Below are 19804 nucleotides of genomic sequence, written 5' to 3' on the forward strand. Positions count from 1 at the left end.
CCGTCGCGCCGCGCCTCAGGCCCCCGGCACGCGCCGCCCGACGAAGCGGCGCACGTCCGTGTCGTCGCTCCCGAGCACGTCGGCCGGCGGGCCGTGCAGGCGCACCCGGCCGCCTGCGACGAAGGCCATCGCACCGGCGCGGCCCAGCACATCCTCCGGCGTGTGGATCGACATCAGCACCGTGAGCCCGCGCTCGCGCCGCAGCTCATCGACGAGGTCGATCATGCCCCGGCGCAGGCCGGGGTCGAGCGCGGCGAACGCCTCGTCGAGAAGCAGCAGCGGGCGCCGCATGACGAGCGCGCGGGCCAACGCCACGCGCTGGCGCTCGCCGCCGGACAATTCGCCGGGACGCCGCCCACCGAACCCGTCGAGACCGACCCGGGCGAGCACCGCCGCGATCTCCTCCCGGTCCCCGGCGGTCAGCCGGAGGTCGGGCCGCAGGCCGAGCCCGACATTGTCCGCCGCGTCGAGGTGCGGGAACAGGTTCCAGTCCTGGAACAGCATGGAGACAGGCCGGCGGGCCGGCGGCAGGGCGTTCAGGTCCGCGCCGTCGAAGGTCATCGTGCCGGAGGCGACGGGCTCGAAGCCGGCGATGGCGGAGAGCAGGGTCGTCTTGCCGCCGCCCGACGGACCGACGAGCGCGCAGAGCTCGCCGCGCGGCACGCGCAGCGTGTAGACCCCGGTGAAGCCGGGGTAGGGAACGGTCAGCGCCTCAAGCGCGAGCATCGTCGGCCTCCGCACCGGCGGCCCAAGCCAGGACGAACACGAGCGCGGCCAGCAGCAGGGCCACGGCCGCCGCCTCGTCCATCCGGTAGGCGCCGAGCCGCTGGTACAGCAGCAGCGGCAGCGTGACGAGGTCCGGCCCGCCGAAGAAGGCGACGACGCCGAGGTCCCCCATCGAAAGCGCCGCGGCGGTCGCCAGCGCGCCGCGCAGGGGCCTCAGCAGGAACGGCCGGTCGACGATGCGCAGGCGGGCGAGCCCGCGGATGCCGAGGCCCGCGGCCAGCCGGCCGTAGCGCCGTTCCGCCAGCGCCAGGGGCGGCTCGACGAGGCGCATGGCGAAGGGCAGTGCCATCAGCGCGTTGACCACGACGACCATCGGCACCCCCATGGTCGCCACGTCGACATGGCCGCGCAGCACCACGAACAGGCCGGCGACGAGGGTGAAGGGCGGTACGGCCAGCGGTATGACCGCGACATGCCCGAAGGCGGCCGCGGTCGTGCCGTGCCGGGCCGAGCGCAGGTCGCGCCCGGCGAGCGCGAGGGCGACCGCAGCCGTGACGGCGAGGACCGCTGCCGTCGCGGCGATGGCGATGCTGGCGGCCGTCGCCCGCAGCACCTCGGCGTCGGCAAGGCTGCGAATCGCGCCGGCGCCGGTCGCGACCGAAAGGGCGAGCGGCGCGAGGAACAGCGTTCCGGCGACGAGCACCGCCGCGTCGGCGAGGCGAAGCGCGCCCGACGCCGCGTCCGGGCGCGCGACGCCGCGGCCGGCGCCGGCCGTCTCCCGCGTGCCGCGGTCCGAAAGGACGAAGAGAACCGTCAGCAGCAGGCCGATGGCGAGCTGAAGCCCCGAAAGAAGCGCCGCGCGGGCGAAGTCGGCGTCAAGCCGCAGGGCCTCGTAGATCGCCACCTCCAGCGTGGCGCGGTCCGGGCCGCCGCCGAGCGCCAGCACCGTGGCGAAGCTGGTGAAGCACAGCAGGAAGACGAGGACCGCGAGGGCCGGCGTCTCCCGCGCCAGCAGCGGCGCGTCGATGTGCCGGAACAGCGTGCGCGGCGGCAGGCCGAGGTGGCTGGCAAGCCGCCACGTCTCCGGCGGCTGCGCCTCCAGCGCGCGCAGGAACACCCGCGCGCAGAACGGCGCATTGAGGAACACGTGGGCGATGAGGATGCCGGGCAGGCCGTAGAGCCACTGGCCGGCCGGCAGGCCGAGGGCGCCGAGCGCGGTGCCCAGCCACCCCGAGCGTCCGTAGACGGTGACGACCGCGAACACCACCACCACGGCGGGCAGCGCCGTCGCCGTGCCGAGCAGGCCGACGAGCTGGCCGCGGCCGGGGAAGGCCCGGCGGCGGGCCAGCGCCAGCGCCAGGGCGGCGCCGGCGACGAGCGAAATCAGCGTGGAGAGACCCGCCTGCAGCGTCGAGAACAGCAGGATGCGGTGCAGCCACGGGCTGCCGAGGACCCGCAGGTCGAGCCCGTCGCCGGCGGACCAGAGGCCCGCCAGCCCCGTGCCGACGATCCCGACGACGGCCGCCGCGGCGACGAGGCCGGGACCGCGCACGGCGCGGTCAGCGCGCGGTGGCCGACAGCCACTCGTCGATCCACGCCCTGCGGTTGTCGCGCACGGTCGCGAAGTCGAGGAGCAGGCCCTTCGACGGCTTGGCGAGCCCCGCGAAGGACGCCGGCAGGCCGGCCGCCGGCGTGCGGGCCGGGTACATCCAGTTGCCCTCGGGCATCAGCTCCTGGAACCGCTCCGACGTGACGAAGTCGATGAAGCGGCCGGCGAGGTCCGCCTGCTTCGTCGTCCGCATGACGGCGGCGAGTTCCACCTGCAGGTAGTTCCCCTCGGCGAAGGCCGCGGCCTTGTACTGCTGCTTCTTCTCCACGGCGACGTGGTAGGCCGGCGAGGTGGTGTAGCTCAGCACCATGTCGGCCTCGCCCTTGAGAAACAGGCCGTAGGCCTCCGACCAGCCCTTGGTGAAGGTGACGATGCGCGGGCGCAGCTTCGCCCACGCGGCGGGCGCCTGCTCGCCGTAGACGTCCTTCATCCACAGCAGGAAGCCGAGGCCGGGCGCGCTGGTGCGCGGGTCCTGCACGATGATCCGCGGCCCGTCGGCACGTTCGACGAGCTCCTTCAGGCTCGCCGGCGGGGTCTTGAGCTTCGTCTCGTCGTAGACGAAGGCGAGGTAGCCCCAGTCGAACGGCACGAAGACGCGGCTCGACCACGCCACCGGCAGGTCGAGAGCAGGAATCGTGCGCCCGTGGGGGGCGAGGAGGCCGGTGGCCTCCGCGTCGCCGGCGAGGTTGGCGTCGAGGCCGAGCACGACGTCGGCCTTGGACGAGTCACCCTCGAGCTTCATGCGCGCGACGATGCCGCCGCTGTCGTCGGACGTCATCCAGGCGACCGTGCACCCGCAGGTCTCCTCGAAGCGCTCCTTCAGCGCCTTGCCCGGCCCGTACTTGCCCACGAAGGACGAGTAGGTGTGGACCGTGAGCGTGGGCTTGTCCTGCGCCGACGCCGCACCGGGCGCGACGGCCCACGCCACCAGCGCCGCAACCGCGGCGACGCGCGAAACAACAGACACAACTGTGGTGAGGTTCGTCATCCCTCAATCCCTCCGCCGGCATGACCCGGATCAGGTTCGTCGGGTTGGCACCATCGCCTCTCAGCTCGCCGCGCGAGCACCCCGTGAGCGAAGGCAGATGTAGCGGGGGGTGCGGCGGCGCGCAAGCGCCTGAGACGGGGTCGCAGATCGCGGCGTCACGCTCCGGCAGCAGGCCGGCAAGTCAGTCGTGATCGCATTTGGTGGAGGAGAAGGATGACCAGGTCGGCGGGACCTGGTGGAGCTGAGGGGATTCGAACCCCTGACCTCTGCAGTGCGATTGCAGCGCTCTCCCAACTGAGCTACAGCCCCCTTCCGGGTGCGCCCTCATAAGGCGGGCGGCGGCGGCGTGTCAATCGGCAAAGTCGGGGGCGCGCCGGGTCGGGGCGGCGACGCGTGCCGGACCGTTCCGGCCGTGGCCCGTTCGATGCATCCTCGCGATGCCTGCTTGTCCGCGGAAGGCGGCCCGGCTAAACCAAGGCCGCCTGTCCCGCCGGAGCCGTTCATGCGCGCCATCCTCGACGTCATCCTGCTCGCGCTCGACCTGTACACGTGGGTCATCATCGCGTCGGCGGTGCTGAGCTGGCTGATCGCCTTCAACGTGATCAACATGCGCAACGACTTCGTCCGCATGATCTACAACGGCGTCTACCAGCTCACCGAGCCGGTGCTGGCCCCGATCCGGCGGCGCCTGCCCAACATGGGCGGCCTCGACATCTCGCCCATCGTGCTGCTGCTGCTGATCTTCCTGATCCAGCGCGTGATCGGCTACTACATCTACCCCAACGTGTTCTGATGACCGACGCCGCGCACCCCTGGCAACCGCGAGCCGACGGAGGCCTGTCGGTCTGCGTGCGCCTGACGCCGCGCGGCGGGCGCGATGCGATCGAAGGCGTCGAGACGCTGTCCGACGGGCGGCGCGTGATCAAGGCCCGGGTGAAGGCGGTGCCGGAGGCCGGCAAGGCCAACGCGGCGCTCGCGCGCCTTCTCGCCGCCGCCTGCGGCGTCGCGGCGACGCAGGTGACGCTCTCGTCCGGTGCGACCGCCCGGGTCAAGTCCCTGCACGTCGAGGGCGATGCCGCCGCCCTCGCCGGCGCGCTGGCGCGCACGCTCGGGCTCTGAGCCCGCCCCCGCGGCATACGGAGGGCGCCATGGCCGCCACCATCATCGACGGCAAGGCCGTCGCCGCCGCGCTGCGCGGCCGCATTCGCGACCATGTTGACCGGCTCGCGAAGCAGGGCGTCATCCCGGGCCTCGCGGTGGTGCTCGTCGGCGAGGATCCCGCCAGCCAGGTCTATGTCCGCTCCAAGGCGAAGCAGACGGTGGAGGCCGGCATGCGCTCCATCGAGCACAAGCTGCCGGCCAGTACCGGCGAGGCGGAACTTCTGGCGCTGGTCGGCCGGCTCAACGCGGATCCCGCGGTCGACGGCATCCTCGTCCAGCTGCCGCTGCCCTCCCACATCGATGCCGCCCGCGTGATCGAGACGATCGACCCGGCCAAGGACGTCGACGGGTTCCACCCCGTCAACGCCGGACGGCTCGCCACGGGCACCGGCGGGCTCGTGCCCTGCACGCCGCTCGGCAGCCTGATGCTGCTGAAGACGGTGCGGCCGGATCTCTCCGGGCTGGAGGCCGTCGTCCTCGGCCGTTCGAACATCGTCGGCAAGCCGATGGCGCAGCTGCTGCTCGCGGAGAGCTGCACCGTGACGGTGGCGCATTCGCGCACCCGCGACCTGCCCTCCGTGGCCCGGCGGGGCGACATCCTCGTCGCCGCGGTGGGAAGGCCAGAGATGGTGAAGGGCGACTGGGTGAAGCCCGGCGCCATCGTCATCGACGTCGGCATCAACCGCATCCCGGCGCCGGAGCTCGGCGAGGGCAAGACGCGACTCGTCGGCGACGTCGACACCGCCGCGGCGATGGGCGTGGCGTCGGCGATCACGCCGGTTCCGGGGGGCGTCGGGCCGATGACCATCGCCTGCCTGCTCGCCAACACGCTGGGCGCCGCCTGCGCGCGACGGGGACTGCCCGCGCCGGCGCTCTAGTCTCCCCGTCTCCGCCGAAGGTCGGGCGCCGGCGCGCTTGCTGCACCGCAACGTTGCGGCCATGCTCCGCCTCCGGCGTGAATGGCGGAGGATCGCATGACCGCGAGCAAGACGAACCCCGGGCGTTTCTTCGAGGATTTCCGGCTCGGCGAGACGATCCAGCACGCGACGCCGCGCACCGTCACGACGGGTGACGTGGCGCTCTACACCGCGCTCTACGGCTCCCGCTTCGCCGTGCAGTCGTCCGATGCCTTCGCGCAGGCGATCGGCTATCCCCGCGCGCCAGTGGACGATCTGCTCGTGTTCCACGTCGTCTTCGGCAAGACGGTGCCCGACATCTCGCTCAACGCCGTGGCGAACCTTGGCTACGCCGGCGCGCGGTTCCTGGCGCCGGTCTATCCGGGCGACACGCTGCGATCGGTGTCGCAGGTGATCGGCCTGAAGGAGAACTCCAACCGGCAGACCGGCGTGGTCTATGTCCGCTCGACGGGCTTCAACCAGCATGGGACCGAGGTGCTCGACTATGTCCGCTGGGTGATGGTGCGCAAGCGCGAGCCGGGCCTGCCGGTGCTCGAGGAGCACGTGCCGACCCTGCCGCGCGTCGTCACGCCGGACGCGCTGGGCGATGCCTGCCCGGTGATCGACCCCACCGCCTGGGACGAGGATCTCTCGGGCTCGCCGTTCCGCTGGGCCCACTACGAGGTCGGCGAGCGGATCGACCACGTCGACGCGATGACGGTGGAGGAGGCGGAGCACCAGATCGCCACCCGCCTCTACCAGAACACCGCGAAGGCGCACTTCGACCAGCTCTCGCAGGGACAGAGCCGCTTCGGGCGTCGGCTGATCTATGGCGGACACGTGATCTCGCTCGCCCGGGCGCTGTCGTTCAACGGGCTCGGCAACGCCTTCCACGTCGCCGCGATCAACGGCGGGCGGCACGTCGCGCCGCTCTTCGCGGGCGGCACGGTGTCGGCGTGGAGCGAGGTCCTCGACAAGCAGGCGCTCGACGGGCGCGACGACGTGGGTGCGCTCAGGGTACGGCTCGTCGCCACGAAGGACCGGCCCTGCGCGGACTTCCCCCTCAAGGTCGGGGAGGAGTACGATCCGGCGGTCATCCTCGACCTCGACCTGTGGGTCCTGATCCCGATGTGAGCCCGCCGGCGCGGGCCTGTGGAGCCCGCCCGTGCGCATCCCGTCCGACACCGCCCTCCTCGTCGTCGACGTCCAGGGGGCGATCGACGATCCCCGCTGGGGCCGGCGGAACAATCCCGGTGCGGAGGCGGCCATCGCCGCGCTCATCGGCGCGTGGCGGGACGGCGGGTTCCCGGTGGTGCACGTCCGGCACGATTCCGTCGAGCCTGCCTCGCCCTACCGGCCGGGGCAGCCGCTGCACGCCTTCAAGCCCGAGGCGATGCCGCGCGAGGGCGAGGCGGTCGTCGGGAAGGCGACCGGGAGCGCCTTCGTCGGGACGGGGCTGGAGGAGCACCTCGACGGACTCGGCTGCACCACGCTCGTCGTGTGCGGCGTGCTGGCGCACAACTCCGTCGACACGACGGCGCGGCATGCCGGCTGCCTCGGCTACCGGGTCTTCGTCGTGTCCGATGCGTGCTGGTCGGTGGAGACGCGCGACCCAGCAGGGCGGACATGGCCGGCGGAGGACGTGCACGCGCTCGCCATGGCTCACCTCTCGGGCGAGTACGCGCGGGTGGTGACAGCGGCCGAAGCCGTGGCGGCCGCGCGGCTGACGGCGACCGTTCGCGGCTGGCGGCGGCAGCGGCGGGCGGCGCGGAGCTGATCCGCCCCCCTGCGAGGAAGTGGTCGGGCGACCACTGCAACGACCTGATCCGCGACTCCTTTTGCGAAAATGATTCCCTGATCAATGGCTTGGCCGCCCCCGCGACGGGCCTTGCCCCTGCCGCGCGTGCCTGCGACGTCCCGTTTCAACCGTCGGACGGGGGAGGCGATGGTCTTTCGAGGCGCGTCGAGCAGCACGAGACAACACGCCCGCCATCCGGTCCGGCCGTGGTGCTCGCTGTTGGTCAGATGACCATCGGGAGTCTCTAACAGGAGACTCCTTTTCGGAGAATGATTCCCCGATCACTTCGGGTCCGAATCGATGGCGCGGAGCGTCGGAGACCAAGACGCCGGAGATCTGGCTTCAGCGGCCGGCGGCGACGCGGCCGGGTCGGGCCAGGCGGGCGTGCATCGCCCGCATCGTCTCCCGGGCGCCGACGAGGAACGTCCGGGCGTAGAGGCGCAGCACGGCGTCGCGGTCGTCGGGGATCGGGGCGCGGTACACGTGCTCGCGGATGGCGTGGAACATCACCGCGCCGTGCATCAGCATGACGAGCTCCCGCTCGCCCTGGGTCATGGCGAGGCGGTCGAGCCCCGGCAGCCGGCACTCGTGGCGAAGCTCGCCGACGAGCGGCTCGACGATCCGGGCGGTCAGGGTGGCGCCGCGCGAGGGCGGCACGGGGAACCGATCGAGCGCCGCGCGCACGAACAGGCGCACCGCGAGGCCCTCGTCCTGCTCGGCATAGAGCCGGTAGACCTCGGCGAGCCGGTCCTCGAGGGGCCGGCCCCGGTCGGCGAAGATGGGGCCGAAGTCCTCGGTCCAGCGCGAGGCAAAGATGCGCTGGAACACCGCCTCCACCAGCGCGTCCTTGGAGGGGAAGTAGCGGTAGAGCAGGGCCTGGCGGATGCCGATCGTGTCGGCAAGTGCCCGTGTGGTGCCGGAAAAGCCGTGTTCGGCGAAGAAGCCGGCCGCCGCCATGACGATGCCCTCGCGGCGTTCCGTCGCGGAGAGCCGGGGCGCGCGCTCGCGGCCGCGACCGACCCGTGGAGGCGGCTGCTCCACGGGGGCGTCGAGGCTTCCAAGCCCCTTTTCCGGCACGGCTGCCATGCGTCGATCCGCCCGAATCCGTCGAATGTCCAGTATCCTACCGCATTGCAGTGGGGCCTGACACACGGTACTGAAACGTGCCGGCTGGACGGAGCCGGCCTCCGTTTCTCACCAAAGAGAAGGCGAAATGGCCGACTCCAGGCTCCGGATCGAGCGTCCGCTCTCCCCCCACATCCAGATCTACCGCCCGATGCTGACGATGATGATGTCCATCATCCATCGCATCACGGGCGCCGCCCTGTACTTCGGCACGGTGATCCTCGCCTTCTGGCTGATCATGGCGGCGTCGGGCCCGGCGGGCTTTGCCACGGCTCAGGCGGTGCTGGGCTCGTTCCTCGGGCGCATCCTGCTCTTCGGCTACACCTGGGCGCTGCTGCACCACATGCTGGGCGGCATCCGGCACCTGATCTGGGACACCGGCCGCGGCTTCGGCCCGGTGGAGCGCGAACTCTTCGCCCGCCTCACCCTCGGCGGCTCCGTCGTGCTGACGGTGCTGCTGTGGATCGTCGCCTACGCCGTGCGCTGAGGAGCCCGCCATGTCCGGACCCAAGAGCTCCCCGACGACAAGCTCCCTGACGACGCCGCTGAAGCGGGTGCGAGGCCTCGGCGCCGCCCACAGCGGCACGGACCACTTCTGGCGCCAGCGCATCACGGCGCTCGCCCAGATCCCGCTGACGCTCGCCTTCGTCATCATCCTGCTGAAGGTGATCGGCAAGCCGCCGGCCGACGCTCTGGCGACTTTGTCGCATCCCTTCGTGTCCATCCTCATGCTGCTGTTCGTGACGACCGGCATCGTCCACATGCGCATCGGCATGCAGGTCATCATCGAGGACTACGTCCACGAGGAGCTGCCGAAGGTGCTCCTGCTGGCCCTCAACACCTTCTTCGCGATCGGCGTGGGCGTCGCCTGCGTCTTCGCCATCCTCAAGCTGAGCTTCGGAGCCTGACCATGGTTGCCACCACGAGCAACGGAACCGCTTCCCCCGCGGTGAACGGCGCGGCCTACCCCATCGTCGACCACACCTTCGACGTCGTGGTGGTGGGCGCCGGCGGCGCGGGCCTGCGCGCGACGGTGGGCTGCTCGCAGGCGGGCCTGCGCACGGCCTGCATCTCCAAGGTGTTCCCCACCCGCTCGCACACGGTGGCGGCGCAGGGCGGCATCTCTGCCGCGCTCGGCAACATGGGGCCGGACGACTGGCGCTGGCACATGTACGACACGGTGAAGGGGTCCGACTGGCTCGGCGACCAGGACGCCATCGAGTACCTGTGCCGCAATGCGCCGGCCGCCGTGTACGAGCTCGAGCACTGGGGCGTGCCGTTCTCGCGCACCGGCGAGGGCAAGATCTACCAGCGGCCCTTCGGCGGCATGACCACCGAGTACGGCAAGGGCACCGCCCAGCGCACCTGCGCCGCCGCCGACCGCACCGGCCACGCCATCCTGCACACGCTCTACGGGCAGGCGCTGCGCAACCAGACCGAGTTCTTCATCGAGTACTTCGCCATCGACCTGATCATGGACGAGGAGGGCCGCTGCCGCGGCGTCGTCGCCCTGAAGATGGACGACGGCACGATCCACCGCTTCCGCTCGCACATGGTCATCCTGGCGACGGGCGGCTACGGGCGCGCCTACTTCTCGGCGACCTCCGCGCACACCTGCACGGGCGATGGCAACGCCATGGTGCTGCGGGCCGGCCTGCCGCTGCAGGACATGGAGTTCGTTCAGTTCCACCCGACCGGCATCTACGGCGCGGGCTGCCTCATCACCGAGGGCGCGCGCGGCGAGGGCGGCTACCTGACGAACTCCGAGGGCGAGCGCTTCATGGAGCGCTACGCGCCGTCGGCGAAGGACCTCGCCTCGCGCGACGTCGTCTCGCGCGCCATGACGATGGAGATCCGCGGCGGACGCGGCGTGGGCAGGAACAAGGACCACATCTACCTGCACCTCGACCACCTGGACCCGAAGATCCTGCACGAGCGCCTGCCCGGCATCTCGGAGAGCGCGAAGATCTTCGCGGGCGTCGACGTGACGAAGGAGCCGATCCCGGTCCTTCCGACCGTCCACTACAACATGGGCGGCATCCCGACGAACTATCACGGCGAGGTGCTGACCAAGAGGAACGGCGACCCCGACACCGTGGTCCCCGGGCTGATGGCCATCGGCGAGGCGGCCTGCGTCTCGGTGCACGGAGCCAACCGGCTCGGCTCGAACTCGCTCATCGACCTCGTCGTGTTCGGCCGCGCGGCCGGCCTGCGCGCCGCGGAGATCGTCACGCCGGGCGAGAAGCACGGCGAACTGCCGAAGGGCTCCGCGGACCTCGCGCTGTCGCGCCTCGACCGCTTCCGCAACGCCAGGGGCGGCACGCCGACGGCGGAGCTGCGCGACCGCATGCAGCGCACGATGCAGAGCAACTGCGCCGTGTACCGCACGGGCGACGTGCTGCAGGAGGGCCAGAAGCTCATCCACGAGGTGTGGCGCGGCACGGCCGACGTGAACGTCACGGACCGCTCGCTGATCTGGAACTCCGACCTCATCGAGACGCTGGAGTTCGACAACCTGATCACGCAGGCGGTCGTCACCATGGAGGGCGCGCTCAACCGCAAGGAGAGCCGCGGCGCCCAGGCGCGCGAGGACTACCCCGACCGCGACGACAAGAACTGGATGAAGCACACGCTGGCGTGGATCGACGAGACGAAGCTCTCGGTGCAGATCGACTACCGCCCCGTGCACACCTACACGATGACCAACGACGTCCAGTACATCGAGCCGAAGGCTCGCGTGTACTGAGGACGGAGGCGCTGTCCCATGGTTGAGCTCGCCCTTCCCAAGAACTCGCGCCCGGTCGAGGGCAAGGTGTGGCCGAAGCCGGCCGGCGCCAAGCGGACGACCGAGTTCAGGATCTATCGCTACGACCCGGACGGGGAGAGCAATCCCCGCATCGACACCTACTGGGTGGACCGGGACGACTGCGGGCCGATGATCCTGGACGGGATCATCTGGATCAAGAACAAGATCGACCCGACGCTGACGTTCCGCCGCTCGTGCCGCGAGGGCATCTGCGGCTCGTGCGCGATGAACATCGACGGCACGAACACGCTCGCCTGCACCAAGGCGATGGACGACGTCGCCGGCATCATCCGCATCTACCCGCTGCCGCACATGCCGGTGGTGAAGGACCTGGTGCCGGACCTGACGAACTTCTACGCGCAGCACGCCTCCATCGAGCCGTGGCTGCACACGGCGACGCCGTCGCCGGAGAAGGAGTGGAAGCAGTCCCCCGAGGACCGGCTCAAGCTCGACGGCCTCTACGAGTGCATCCTGTGCGCGTGCTGCTCGACGAGCTGCCCGAGCTACTGGTGGAACGGCGACCGCTACCTCGGGCCGGCGGCACTGCTGCAGGCCTATCGCTGGCTGATCGACTCGCGCGACGAGGCGACGGGCGAGCGCCTCGACAACCTCGAGGATCCGTTCCGCCTGTACCGCTGCCACACGATCATGAACTGCGCCAAGGCGTGCCCGAAGGGGCTCAACCCGGCGAAGGCGATCGCTGAGATCAAGAAGATGATGGTGGCCCGCCAGTTCTGAGGCGTAGGGCCTTTCGGGGAGCGGCGCCACGCGCCGTCTCCACGCTGGACACGCGGACCGCAACGGCACGACCATGGGCCTTGCCGTTGCGGTTCATCGCGATCACCGGACAACACGTGTCGTCACCGTGCCCCACTCCTGGGAGCCGAAAGCACGGTCGCGAGGATCTTGCGGCGGGGTGGCCCCCGCCGGTCTTACTTGCCCTTGCCGGCCGACTTGGCAGCAGCGGCCTTGGCCGCGGGCTTCGCAGCCGCCTTGGCAGCGGCGGCCTTGGCCGGAGCCTTCGCCTTGGGAGCGGCGGCAGGCTTCGCAGCCGGAGCCTTCGCACCGTTGGCCTTGGCGGCAGCCTTCGGCGCAGCGGCCTTGGCCGGGGCCTTCGCAGCAGCAGCCTTGGCAGGCGCCTTGGCGGCGGCCTTCGCAGGAGCCTTCGCGGGAGCCTTGGCGGCAGCCTTGGGGGCCGCAGCGGGCTTTGCGGCGGCAGCCTTGGCCGGGGCCTTGGCAGCCGGCTTCGCGGCCGCCTTGGCGGCGGGCTTCGCTTCCTTCGCCTTGGCCGAAGCCTTCGGCGCAGCCGCCTTGGTGGCGGGCTTTGCAGCTTCCTTCGCCGCGGGCTTTGCAGCCTTGGCGGCGGGCTTCGCTTCCGCCTTGGGGGCGGCCTTCTTTACGCTACCGGTGGACTTCGCTGTCTTCGCCATGGGATACCCTCCGAATCAGGCGACGCGCGGTGAGCGTGGCGAACTAACCTGAAAAAAGAGTATTCGTCACAATTTTTTCAAGTGTAGGCGACCACTCATCAACCGCAATCAGCCGCGCCGCGGCGAAAAACGGCGCCATCCGTCTCCGAGCCGTACGATCGCCGTCGAAAATTCTTCTTTGGTACCAGATGTTTCCGCGGGACGAAGCGATGCGGACCGCATCGACTGTCCGTCGAGTAAATCCGCCGGCTCAAAGCGAAATTCTGCTTCGAACTTTCGGGCCAGCGCCTGCATGGCGCGGTTCTCGGAGAGGCAGCTCATGTAGATTCGGCGTGTTCCGAGGGCCCGCGCGTCGTCGATGATTCGCGCAAAAAGTGCGGTGGCGATGCCGCGTCCGCGCCACGCGGGCTCGACGCTGAAGGCGGCTTCCGCCGCGCGCTCGCCGACGGGCCGCAGCTCCGCGACGGCACGCAACCGTTCCTCGTCGAAAAAGCCGAACAACGTGATGTCGTGGACGATCGCAGTGCCTGCGTAGCGCTCCACGAAGGCGTCGCTCGCGGCCATCGCGAAGCGGCTCGCGCGGCTCTCTCCGTCGAGCCTCAGCAGGTGCTCGCGAAAGGCTCCGCGGTCGTTCGATCCGAGCCTGCGGATGCCGGCGACGAGGGGCGGTACGGACTGTGCCAACGGTGCCTCCGGTGCAGCCGGATTCGTGCGACTCGATCTCCTCCCCAGACCTCTTCCCAATGTAGCGGCGCGCTCGCGGAACTGAACCGTACCAACGTCGCGAACGGCCGATTCCGGCGTCGTTCTTTCGTCGGTGTCCGCCTTGCCCGCCGCGGCGCCGGCATGCGACAGCTAGGGCCACCCGGGACGTCGGAGCGAGGGCATGCCGGAGGATCGAAGCGACATCGTCGCCTCCCTGCGGCGCATGGGATTGCTTGCGCAGGACGAGCACGTGGATCTCGAGCCGCTGACGGGCGGCGTGTCCTCCGACATCTGGCTCGCGACCATGCGTTCGCGCTCCGTCGTCGTGAAGCGCGCGCTGGCGAAGCTGCGCGTCGCCGCGGACTGGCGCGCTCCCACGGAACGCAACCGCTACGAGGTCGCGTGGCTGCGCGAGGCCGAGGCCATCGTTCCCGCCAACGTCCCGGCCATCCTCGGTGAGGATACCGAGGCCGGGCTCTTCGCGATGGAGTGGCTGGAGCCGGCGGACCATCCGGTGTGGAAGCTGCGCCTGCGCGACGGGCATTGCGACCCGGCCTTCGCGGCGCAGGTGGGCACTGCGCTCGCGCGCATCCACGGCGCCACGGCGGGCCGCGCCGACGTCGCCGCGCGCTTCGCGACGGACCACATCTTCCACCCCATCCGCCTCGAGCCGTACCTCGAGGCGACGGCCACGAGGCACCCGCACGCAGCGGGCGCCCTCATGGCGCTGTCGCGCGGCACGCTCGCGCGGAAGGTGGCGCTCGTGCATGGAGACGTGTCGCCGAAGAACATCCTCGCCGGACCGCGCGGGCCCGTGTTCCTCGACGCCGAGTGCGCATGGTACGGCGACCCTGCCTTCGACATCGCGTTCTGCCTCAACCACCTCCTGCTGAAGTGCCTCTGGACGCCTTCCGCGCGGGACGCCTTCCTCGCCGGCTTCGACGCGCTGGCGTCGGCCTACCGCGCGGCCGTGACGTTCGAGGATCCGGCGATGGTGGAGGCGCGCGCCGCGCGGCTGCTGCCCGCGCTGTTCCTCGCGCGCGTCGACGGCAAGTCGCCCGTCGAGTACGTGACGCGCGAGGCGGACCGCGACCGCGTGCGCGCTACGGCGCTGCCGCTCCTCGCCACGCCGCCGACGATCCTTTCCGCCGTGCGCGACGCGTGGGCGTCGCGGCTGCAGTCCTGAGCCGAACCCGCCGGAGCCCCGCCCATGCCGACCTCTGCCATCCACGCCGTCAACGGCCGCCGCGTCTGGGATTCACGCGGGCGGCCCACCGTCGAGGTCGACGTCGTGCTGGAGAGCGGCGCGCGCGGGCGCGCCATCGCGCCGGCCGGGGCGTCGACGGGATCGGGGGAGGCACTCGACCTGCGCGACGGCGGCGCGGCCTTCGGCGGCCTCGACGTGCGCCATGCGCTCGCCCATGTCCGCGACGCGATCGCACCGGGCCTGCGCGGGCGTGACGCGCTCGACCAGGCCGGCGTCGATGCCACCCTCCTCGCCCTCGACGGCACCGCCAACAAGGCGCGGCTCGGCGGCAACGCCATCATCGCCACCTCGATGGCCGTGCTGCACGCGGCGGCCACGCATCGCGGCGAGCCGCTGTGGCGGATGCTCGCCGGGGACCGCCCCGTGCGCATCCCGGTGCCGGAGATCCAGATCTTCGGCGGCGGCGCCCACGCGGCGCGGCGCGTCGACATCCAGGACTTCATGGTGATCTGCCCCACGGCCGGCAGCTTCGCCGAGGCGCTCGACCGGACGGCGGAGGTGTACCGCGCGGCGGGGCAGCTGCTGAAGGAGCGCGACCTGCTGCAGGGCGTGGCCGACGAGGGGGGGTTCTGGCCCGCCTTCGCCGGCAACGAGGAGGCGCTCGACATGCTGGTGCGCGCCATCGAGAAGGCGGGCTTCACGCCCGGCGACGAGGTCTCGATCTCGCTCGACGTCGCGGCCTCTGAGTTCGGCCGGGGCGGGCTCTACCGCCTCGCCCGCGACGGGCGCGAGCTCGATACGGATGGCCTGATCGACCTGCTCGGCGGCTGGCTGTCGCGCTACCCGATCATCTCGATCGAAGACCCCCTGGCCGAGGATGATGCCGACGGCTTCCGCGCCTTCACCGCCGCGCACGGGGCACGGGCTCAGGTCATCGGCGACGACTTCCTCGTCACCAGCGCCGCGCGCGTCGAGGCGGCGGCGCGCGAGCGGCGCTGCTCGGCGGTGCTGGTGAAACCGAACCAGGCGGGCACGATTATCGAGACCCTTGCGGCGCTCGAAGCCGGCCGGTGCGCGGGCTTCGCGACGATCGTCTCCGCCCGCTCCGGCGAGACCGAGGACGTGACGATCGCGCACCTCGCGGTGGGCTGGGACGCCGGGCAGTTCAAGGTCGGCTCGATCACTCGCGGCGAGCGCACGGCGAAGTGGAACGAGATGCTGCGCATCGAGGAGGAACTCGGCGCACGCGCACGCTTCGCCGGCCCCGACGTCATCGCCTACGTCCGCTGAGCCATCACCCGGAGAGTCCCCCACATGGCCCGCCACCGCCTCCACTGCTTCGCCCAGTCCGGCAACGCCTACAAGGTCGCGCTGTACCTGCAGCTCGCGGGGCTCGACTGGGAGCCCGTGTTCGTCGACTTCTTCAAGGGCGGCGAGACGCGGCGGCCGGAGTGGCGCGAGGGCGTCAGCGCCATGGGCGAGGTGCCCGTGCTGGAGCGCGGCGGACAGCGCTACAGCCAGTCGGGGGCGATCCTGACGATGCTCGCGGAGACCGAGGGGCATTTCGCGCCGAAGGATGCCGACGAGCGCTACGAGGCACTGCGCTGGATCCTCTGGGACAACCACAAGTTCACGAGCTATCTCGCCACGCTGCGGTTCCTCTGCGGGCTGCAGAAGACGGGCGAGACACCGGTGACGGAGTTCCTGCGGGCCCGCGCCACCGCGGCCTTCGGCATCGCCGACAGGCATCTCGCGACGCGGGCCTTCATGCTGGGCGACCGGCCGACCATCGTGGACCTGTCGATGGCGGGCTACGTGTTCTACCCGGAGGAGACCGGCATCGACTGGGCGGCTTTCCCGGCCCTGTCGGCCTGGCGCGAGCGGATCAGCAGCCTGCCGGGCTGGGTGCATCCCTACGAGCTCATGCCCGGCCACCCGCTGCCGGCTTGAGGCCTGCGACGGAAGGACGGTTGCCGCTGGGCCGGCACGCGCGTTAAAGCGACGCCACGACCGCAGGGAACCGCACGTGCCCTCCAGCATCGCCGACCGCTACCACGCGCTCGTCGCCTCCGGGACGATCGAGGAGGATGCCGCGCAGAAGGCGGTGCTGCGAAGGCTGGTGGCGCTCGCGGAGGCGCTGCACGAGCGCCAGCTCGCCCGCAAGGGGCGGGCACTCGGCTGGTTGTTCGGCAAGCGGGCGCCGCGCGAGCCGGTGCGCGGCCTCTACATCTGGGGCTCCGTCGGCCGCGGCAAGACGATGCTGATGGACCTGTTCCACGAGCGCGTGCCGGTGGCCGACAAGCGGCGGGCGCACTTCAACTCGTTCATGGCGGACGTGCACGAGCGCATCCACGCCTTTCGCCAGCGCGTGAAGCGCGGGGAGGTGAAGGACACCGACCCGATCCCCACCGTCGCCGGCCAGCTCGCCGACGAGGCGTCGCTGCTGTGCTTCGACGAGTTCACCGTCACCGACATCGCGGACGCGATGATCCTCGGCCGGCTGTTCACCGCTCTCTTCGCACGCGGCGTGACGGTGGTCGCAACGTCGAACGTCGAGCCGTCGCGGCTCTACGAGGGCGGTCTCAACCGGGCGCTGTTCCTGCCCTTCATCGAGCTGCTGCAGGAGCGCATGGAGGTGGTGAAGCTCGAGGCCCGCACGGACTTCCGGCTTGAGAAGCTCGAGGGCGCCGAAGTGTGGCACGTGCCGGCGGATGCCGTCGGCGCAGCCGCGCTCGACGGAGCCTTCACGCGGCTCGCGGGCGGGCAGGCGCCGGGGCGCGCAATGCTCACCGTGAAGGGGCGCGACGTGGTGGTGCCGCGCGCGGCACAGGGCGTCGCACGGTTTTCCTTCGACGAGCTCTGCGGCCAGCCGCTGGGCGCCTCGGACTACCTCGCCGTCGCCGAGCGCTTCCACACCGTGATGATCGACGGCGTCCCCGTGATGGGCATCGAGAAGCGCAACGAGGCGAAACGGTTCATCACGCTCGTCGACGCCCTCTACGATTCCGGCGTGAAGCTCCTCGCGACCGCGGAGGCCGAGCCCCATGGCCTCTACACGGCCACCGACGGACGCGAGGCCTTCGAGTTCGACCGCACGGTCTCCCGGCTCATCGAGATGCGGTCCAGGGAGTATCTCGCGGCACCGAAGGGGCGACGGGATTCGAAGGCCTCCGGCAGCACGACGGGCCTCGTGGAGACCTGAGGCGGAGCGAGGATCCGCGGCGTCTCAGGCGAGCGCCCACTGCCCCAGCATCGCCACCACCACGACCGCCATGACCCCGGTCGCCGCCCATCCGCCGACCCGCAGCAGCATGCCTGCGCGGACCGGCCCCATGACGCGCTCGCTGGACACGAGGGTCATCATGACGGCCATGACGGGGACGGCGACGACGCCGTTGATCACGGCGGTCCAGAACAGCATGCGGATGGGATCGAGCGGCGAGAGCGCGATCAGCGCGCCGATGAGCGTGGAGCCCGCGACGATGGCGTAGAAGCCACGCGCGTCGCGCGGCGCGTCTTCGAGGCTCGACCGCCAGTCCATGGCCTCGGCGACGGCGTAGGCGGCGGAGCCCGCCAGCACCGGAACGGCAAGAAGCCCGGTGCCGATGATGCCCGCCGCGAAGAGCAGGAACGCCATCTCGCCCGCCAGCGGGCGCAGTGCCTCCGCCGCCTCGGCCGACGTCGAAATGTGCGTCATGCCGTTGGCATTCAGGGTGGCGGCCGTCGTGATCATGATGCAGGCGGCGATCCCGATGGAGAACGCCATGCCGATGGCGGTGTCGATGCCGATGCGCCGGAGCGTGGGCCGCGCGCTGCGGGTCGCCTCGCGCAGCGGCCGGCCGTGACGCCGCAGGTGGAGGTCCTCCACCTCCTCCGCGGCCTGCCAGAAGAAGACGTAGGGGCTGATGGTGGTGCCGAAGATCGCGACGACCATGACGAGCGTGTCCGCTTCGAGCGACAGGCTCGGCACGAGGGCGCCGTCGACGACCGAGGACCACGGGACGCGGATGCTCAGGACCGTCGCGACATAGACGAAGAGCACCATCGTCAGTCCCTTCAGGAGGGGCGCGTACCGGCGGTACGGGACGAACACCTCGAGGGCCGCGCAGAACACGCCGAGGAGCAGCGCGTAGAGGGCGGCATGGCCGCCGGCGACGAGCTTCAGCGCCGCGCCCATCGCCGCGAGGTCCGCGGCGATGTTGATCGTGTTCGCCGCCAGCAGCAGCATCACCAGCCACAGCACGGTCCAGCGCGGGAAGACCGTGCGGACGTTGGCGATGATGCCGGAGCCGGTGGTGCGGCCGATGCGGGCCCCGACGACCTGGATCGCCACCATGAACGGGTAGGTGAGGATCACCGTCCACAGCATGCCGTAGCCGAACTGGGCGCCGGCCTGAGAGTAGGTCGCGATGCCGGAGGGATCGTCGTCGGCCGCCCCCGCCACCAGTCCCGGCCCCAGCAGGCGCAGCACCGTGTGGCGCACGTGGCGGCGGCGCGGCGGGTCGGCTGGCCCCGACTGGGGCGGTGTTGCGCCGGGTGGCCTCTCCTTGGGCATGCCTTGTGCGTAGGCCCGCCCGGCCACGCGGTCAAACGCCATTGACGAAGGCCCCCCTGCTGCCGACTGTCGGGGTGGAGGCCGCGATGCAGCAGACCGCCAGCACCGAGGAGAGCACCGACGCCCGCATCCTGGCCGCGGCGGCGGACCACGTGCGCCGCTACGGCTACGAGCGCACCACCGTGGTGTCCGTGGCCCGCGACGCCGGGATGACGCATGCGAACGTCTACCGCTACTTCCCTTCCAAGCTGGCGCTCGCCGATGCGCTGACCGCGTCGTGGCTGCGGCCGCTGGAGGCGGACCTCGCCGGGATCGCCGATGCGCCGGACCCGGCGGACGACAAGCTGGAGCGCCTCCTGCTGGCCTGGGCATCGGCCCTGCGCGACCGTCTCGAGCAGGATCCGAACCTGTTCGAGATGTTCGTGGAGGCCTCGAGCGAGATGCGCGGCGTCGCGCGCAAGCATCGGGCCCGCGTCCGCGCGCTCATCGAGCGCATCATCGAGGAGGGCACGGGGTCGGGCCTGTTCGACGTGAAGCGCCCCGAGCGCGCCGTGGCCCTGCTGCACGACGCGCTGTTCCGGTTCATCCATCCGCTGGCGGTCCGCCTCGACAGGGAGGTGCCGCGACGGACCCTGGAGGACCGGCTGGCGGTGGTCGTCAGGTCCGTCCTTCGCACTCTCAAGACGGGCGGAGCCTGAGCCGCGGGCGACCCGCCGCGGGGGGCTCCCCAGCCTTAACGCCGCGCTCAGGATGGCGCCAAAAACTCGCTACAAGTTACAAAATCTGAAAATTGTCATG

At 71.1% G+C, this 19804-nt stretch carries 21 protein-coding genes, 1 tRNA gene and 1 riboswitch; of the genes, 14 read left to right on the forward strand and 8 right to left on the reverse strand.

Features of this window, described 5'->3' with window-relative positions:
• Nucleotides 1-15: 15 nt before the first annotated feature.
• The 4 genes from ACX9GQ_RS15880 to ACX9GQ_RS15895 all read right to left on the reverse strand — a co-directional run bounded on the left by ACX9GQ_RS15880 (nt 16) and on the right by ACX9GQ_RS15895 (nt 3632).
• On the reverse strand, nt 16-726 hold the full coding sequence (locus ACX9GQ_RS15880) for a thiamine ABC transporter ATP-binding protein (protein WP_459630536.1): 711 nt from the start codon (nt 724-726) through the stop codon (nt 16-18).
• Nucleotides 713-2278, reverse strand: a complete 1566-nt coding sequence (locus ACX9GQ_RS15885) for an ABC transporter permease subunit (protein WP_459630537.1) — start codon at nt 2276-2278, stop codon at nt 713-715. Before ACX9GQ_RS15885 ends, ACX9GQ_RS15880 begins: the two co-directional genes overlap by 14 nt.
• Nucleotides 2279-2285: 7 nt before the next feature.
• Complete coding sequence (gene thiB, locus ACX9GQ_RS15890) at nt 2286-3323, reverse strand: thiamine ABC transporter substrate binding subunit (protein ID WP_459630538.1); 1038 nt, start codon at nt 3321-3323, stop codon at nt 2286-2288.
• A riboswitch (TPP riboswitch) is annotated at nt 3313-3417 on the reverse strand. It overlaps the preceding gene by 11 nt.
• 139 nt (nt 3418-3556) lie before the next feature.
• Nucleotides 3557-3632: transfer RNA gene (locus ACX9GQ_RS15895), tRNA-Ala, on the reverse strand.
• A gap of 193 nt (nt 3633-3825) precedes the next feature.
• Here ACX9GQ_RS15895 and ACX9GQ_RS15900 point away from each other — a divergent pair.
• The 5 genes from ACX9GQ_RS15900 (at nt 3826) to ACX9GQ_RS15920 (ending at nt 7157) form a co-directional block, all read left to right on the forward strand.
• On the forward strand, nt 3826-4116 hold the full coding sequence (locus tag ACX9GQ_RS15900) for a YggT family protein (RefSeq protein ID WP_459630539.1): 291 nt from the start codon (nt 3826-3828) through the stop codon (nt 4114-4116).
• The gene (locus ACX9GQ_RS15905; RefSeq protein WP_459630540.1) at nt 4116-4442 is read left to right on the forward strand and encodes a DUF167 family protein; all 327 of its coding nucleotides are present in this window, start codon (nt 4116-4118) and stop codon (nt 4440-4442) included. The genes ACX9GQ_RS15900 and ACX9GQ_RS15905 overlap by 1 nt, the downstream gene beginning before the upstream one ends.
• Nucleotides 4443-4471: 29 nt before the next feature.
• Nucleotides 4472-5362 carry a bifunctional methylenetetrahydrofolate dehydrogenase/methenyltetrahydrofolate cyclohydrolase FolD gene (gene folD / locus ACX9GQ_RS15910; protein ID WP_459630541.1) on the forward strand — a complete coding sequence of 297 codons (891 nt, stop codon included), beginning with the start codon at nt 4472-4474 and terminating at the stop codon, nt 5360-5362.
• 96 nt (nt 5363-5458) lie between these two features.
• Entirely contained in the window at nt 5459-6514 is a 1056-nt protein-coding gene (locus tag ACX9GQ_RS15915; protein WP_459630542.1) for a MaoC family dehydratase, read from the forward strand.
• Nucleotides 6515-6545: 31 nt separating this feature from the next.
• The gene (locus ACX9GQ_RS15920; protein WP_459630543.1) at nt 6546-7157 is read left to right on the forward strand and encodes a cysteine hydrolase family protein; all 612 of its coding nucleotides are present in this window, start codon (nt 6546-6548) and stop codon (nt 7155-7157) included.
• Between the two features lie 363 nt (nt 7158-7520).
• On the opposite strand, the gene ACX9GQ_RS15925 is transcribed toward ACX9GQ_RS15920, so the two are convergent.
• Nucleotides 7521-8264: a TetR/AcrR family transcriptional regulator gene (locus ACX9GQ_RS15925; RefSeq protein ID WP_459630544.1), complete on the reverse strand. Its 744-nt coding sequence runs from the start codon at nt 8262-8264 to the stop codon at nt 7521-7523.
• A 127-nt stretch (nt 8265-8391) separates the two neighbouring features.
• Between ACX9GQ_RS15925 and sdhC the strand changes: the two genes are divergently transcribed.
• The 4 genes from sdhC to ACX9GQ_RS15945 are packed head-to-tail and all read left to right on the forward strand — an operon-like array spanning nt 8392 to nt 11847.
• The gene (sdhC, locus tag ACX9GQ_RS15930; RefSeq protein WP_459630545.1) at nt 8392-8790 is read left to right on the forward strand and encodes a succinate dehydrogenase, cytochrome b556 subunit; all 399 of its coding nucleotides are present in this window, start codon (nt 8392-8394) and stop codon (nt 8788-8790) included.
• 10 nt (nt 8791-8800) lie between these two features.
• Nucleotides 8801-9211: a succinate dehydrogenase, hydrophobic membrane anchor protein gene (sdhD, locus tag ACX9GQ_RS15935; protein WP_459630546.1), complete on the forward strand. Its 411-nt coding sequence runs from the start codon at nt 8801-8803 to the stop codon at nt 9209-9211.
• Nucleotides 9212-9213: 2 nt separating this feature from the next.
• A complete protein-coding gene (gene sdhA / locus ACX9GQ_RS15940; protein ID WP_459630547.1) occupies nt 9214-11049 on the forward strand; it encodes a succinate dehydrogenase flavoprotein subunit in 1836 nt (611 codons plus the stop codon).
• Nucleotides 11050-11067: 18 nt separating this feature from the next.
• Complete coding sequence (locus ACX9GQ_RS15945) at nt 11068-11847, forward strand: succinate dehydrogenase iron-sulfur subunit (RefSeq protein ID WP_459630548.1); 780 nt, start codon at nt 11068-11070, stop codon at nt 11845-11847.
• A gap of 194 nt (nt 11848-12041) precedes the next feature.
• On the opposite strand, the gene ACX9GQ_RS15950 is transcribed toward ACX9GQ_RS15945, so the two are convergent.
• Nucleotides 12042-12539 (reverse strand): hypothetical protein, encoded by a 498-nt coding sequence (locus ACX9GQ_RS15950; protein WP_459630549.1) that lies wholly within the window; start codon nt 12537-12539, stop codon nt 12042-12044.
• A gap of 108 nt (nt 12540-12647) precedes the next feature.
• Nucleotides 12648-13223, reverse strand: a complete 576-nt coding sequence (locus ACX9GQ_RS15955) for an N-acetyltransferase family protein (RefSeq protein WP_459630550.1) — start codon at nt 13221-13223, stop codon at nt 12648-12650.
• A 202-nt stretch (nt 13224-13425) separates the two neighbouring features.
• Between ACX9GQ_RS15955 and ACX9GQ_RS15960 the strand changes: the two genes are divergently transcribed.
• From ACX9GQ_RS15960 to zapE, 4 genes are all read left to right on the forward strand, one after another.
• A complete protein-coding gene (locus tag ACX9GQ_RS15960; RefSeq protein WP_459630551.1) occupies nt 13426-14430 on the forward strand; it encodes a phosphotransferase in 1005 nt (334 codons plus the stop codon).
• Nucleotides 14431-14454: 24 nt separating this feature from the next.
• Complete coding sequence (gene eno / locus ACX9GQ_RS15965) at nt 14455-15741, forward strand: phosphopyruvate hydratase (protein ID WP_459630552.1); 1287 nt, start codon at nt 14455-14457, stop codon at nt 15739-15741.
• 24 nt (nt 15742-15765) lie between these two features.
• Entirely contained in the window at nt 15766-16401 is a 636-nt protein-coding gene (locus ACX9GQ_RS15970) for a glutathione S-transferase family protein (protein ID WP_459630553.1), read from the forward strand.
• A 76-nt stretch (nt 16402-16477) separates the two neighbouring features.
• Complete coding sequence (zapE, locus tag ACX9GQ_RS15975; protein ID WP_459630554.1) at nt 16478-17653, forward strand: cell division protein ZapE; 1176 nt, start codon at nt 16478-16480, stop codon at nt 17651-17653.
• 24 nt (nt 17654-17677) lie between these two features.
• On the opposite strand, the gene ACX9GQ_RS15980 is transcribed toward zapE, so the two are convergent.
• Nucleotides 17678-19048, reverse strand: coding sequence for an Nramp family divalent metal transporter (locus ACX9GQ_RS15980; protein WP_459630555.1), 1371 nt, complete (start codon nt 19046-19048; stop codon nt 17678-17680).
• A gap of 44 nt (nt 19049-19092) precedes the next feature.
• Here ACX9GQ_RS15980 and ACX9GQ_RS15985 point away from each other — a divergent pair, with 44 nt between their 5' ends.
• The gene (locus ACX9GQ_RS15985) at nt 19093-19704 is read left to right on the forward strand and encodes a TetR/AcrR family transcriptional regulator (protein ID WP_459630556.1); all 612 of its coding nucleotides are present in this window, start codon (nt 19093-19095) and stop codon (nt 19702-19704) included.
• Nucleotides 19705-19804: the final 100 nt, after the last annotated feature.

This window comes from Alsobacter sp. R-9 (genome assembly GCF_054612375.1).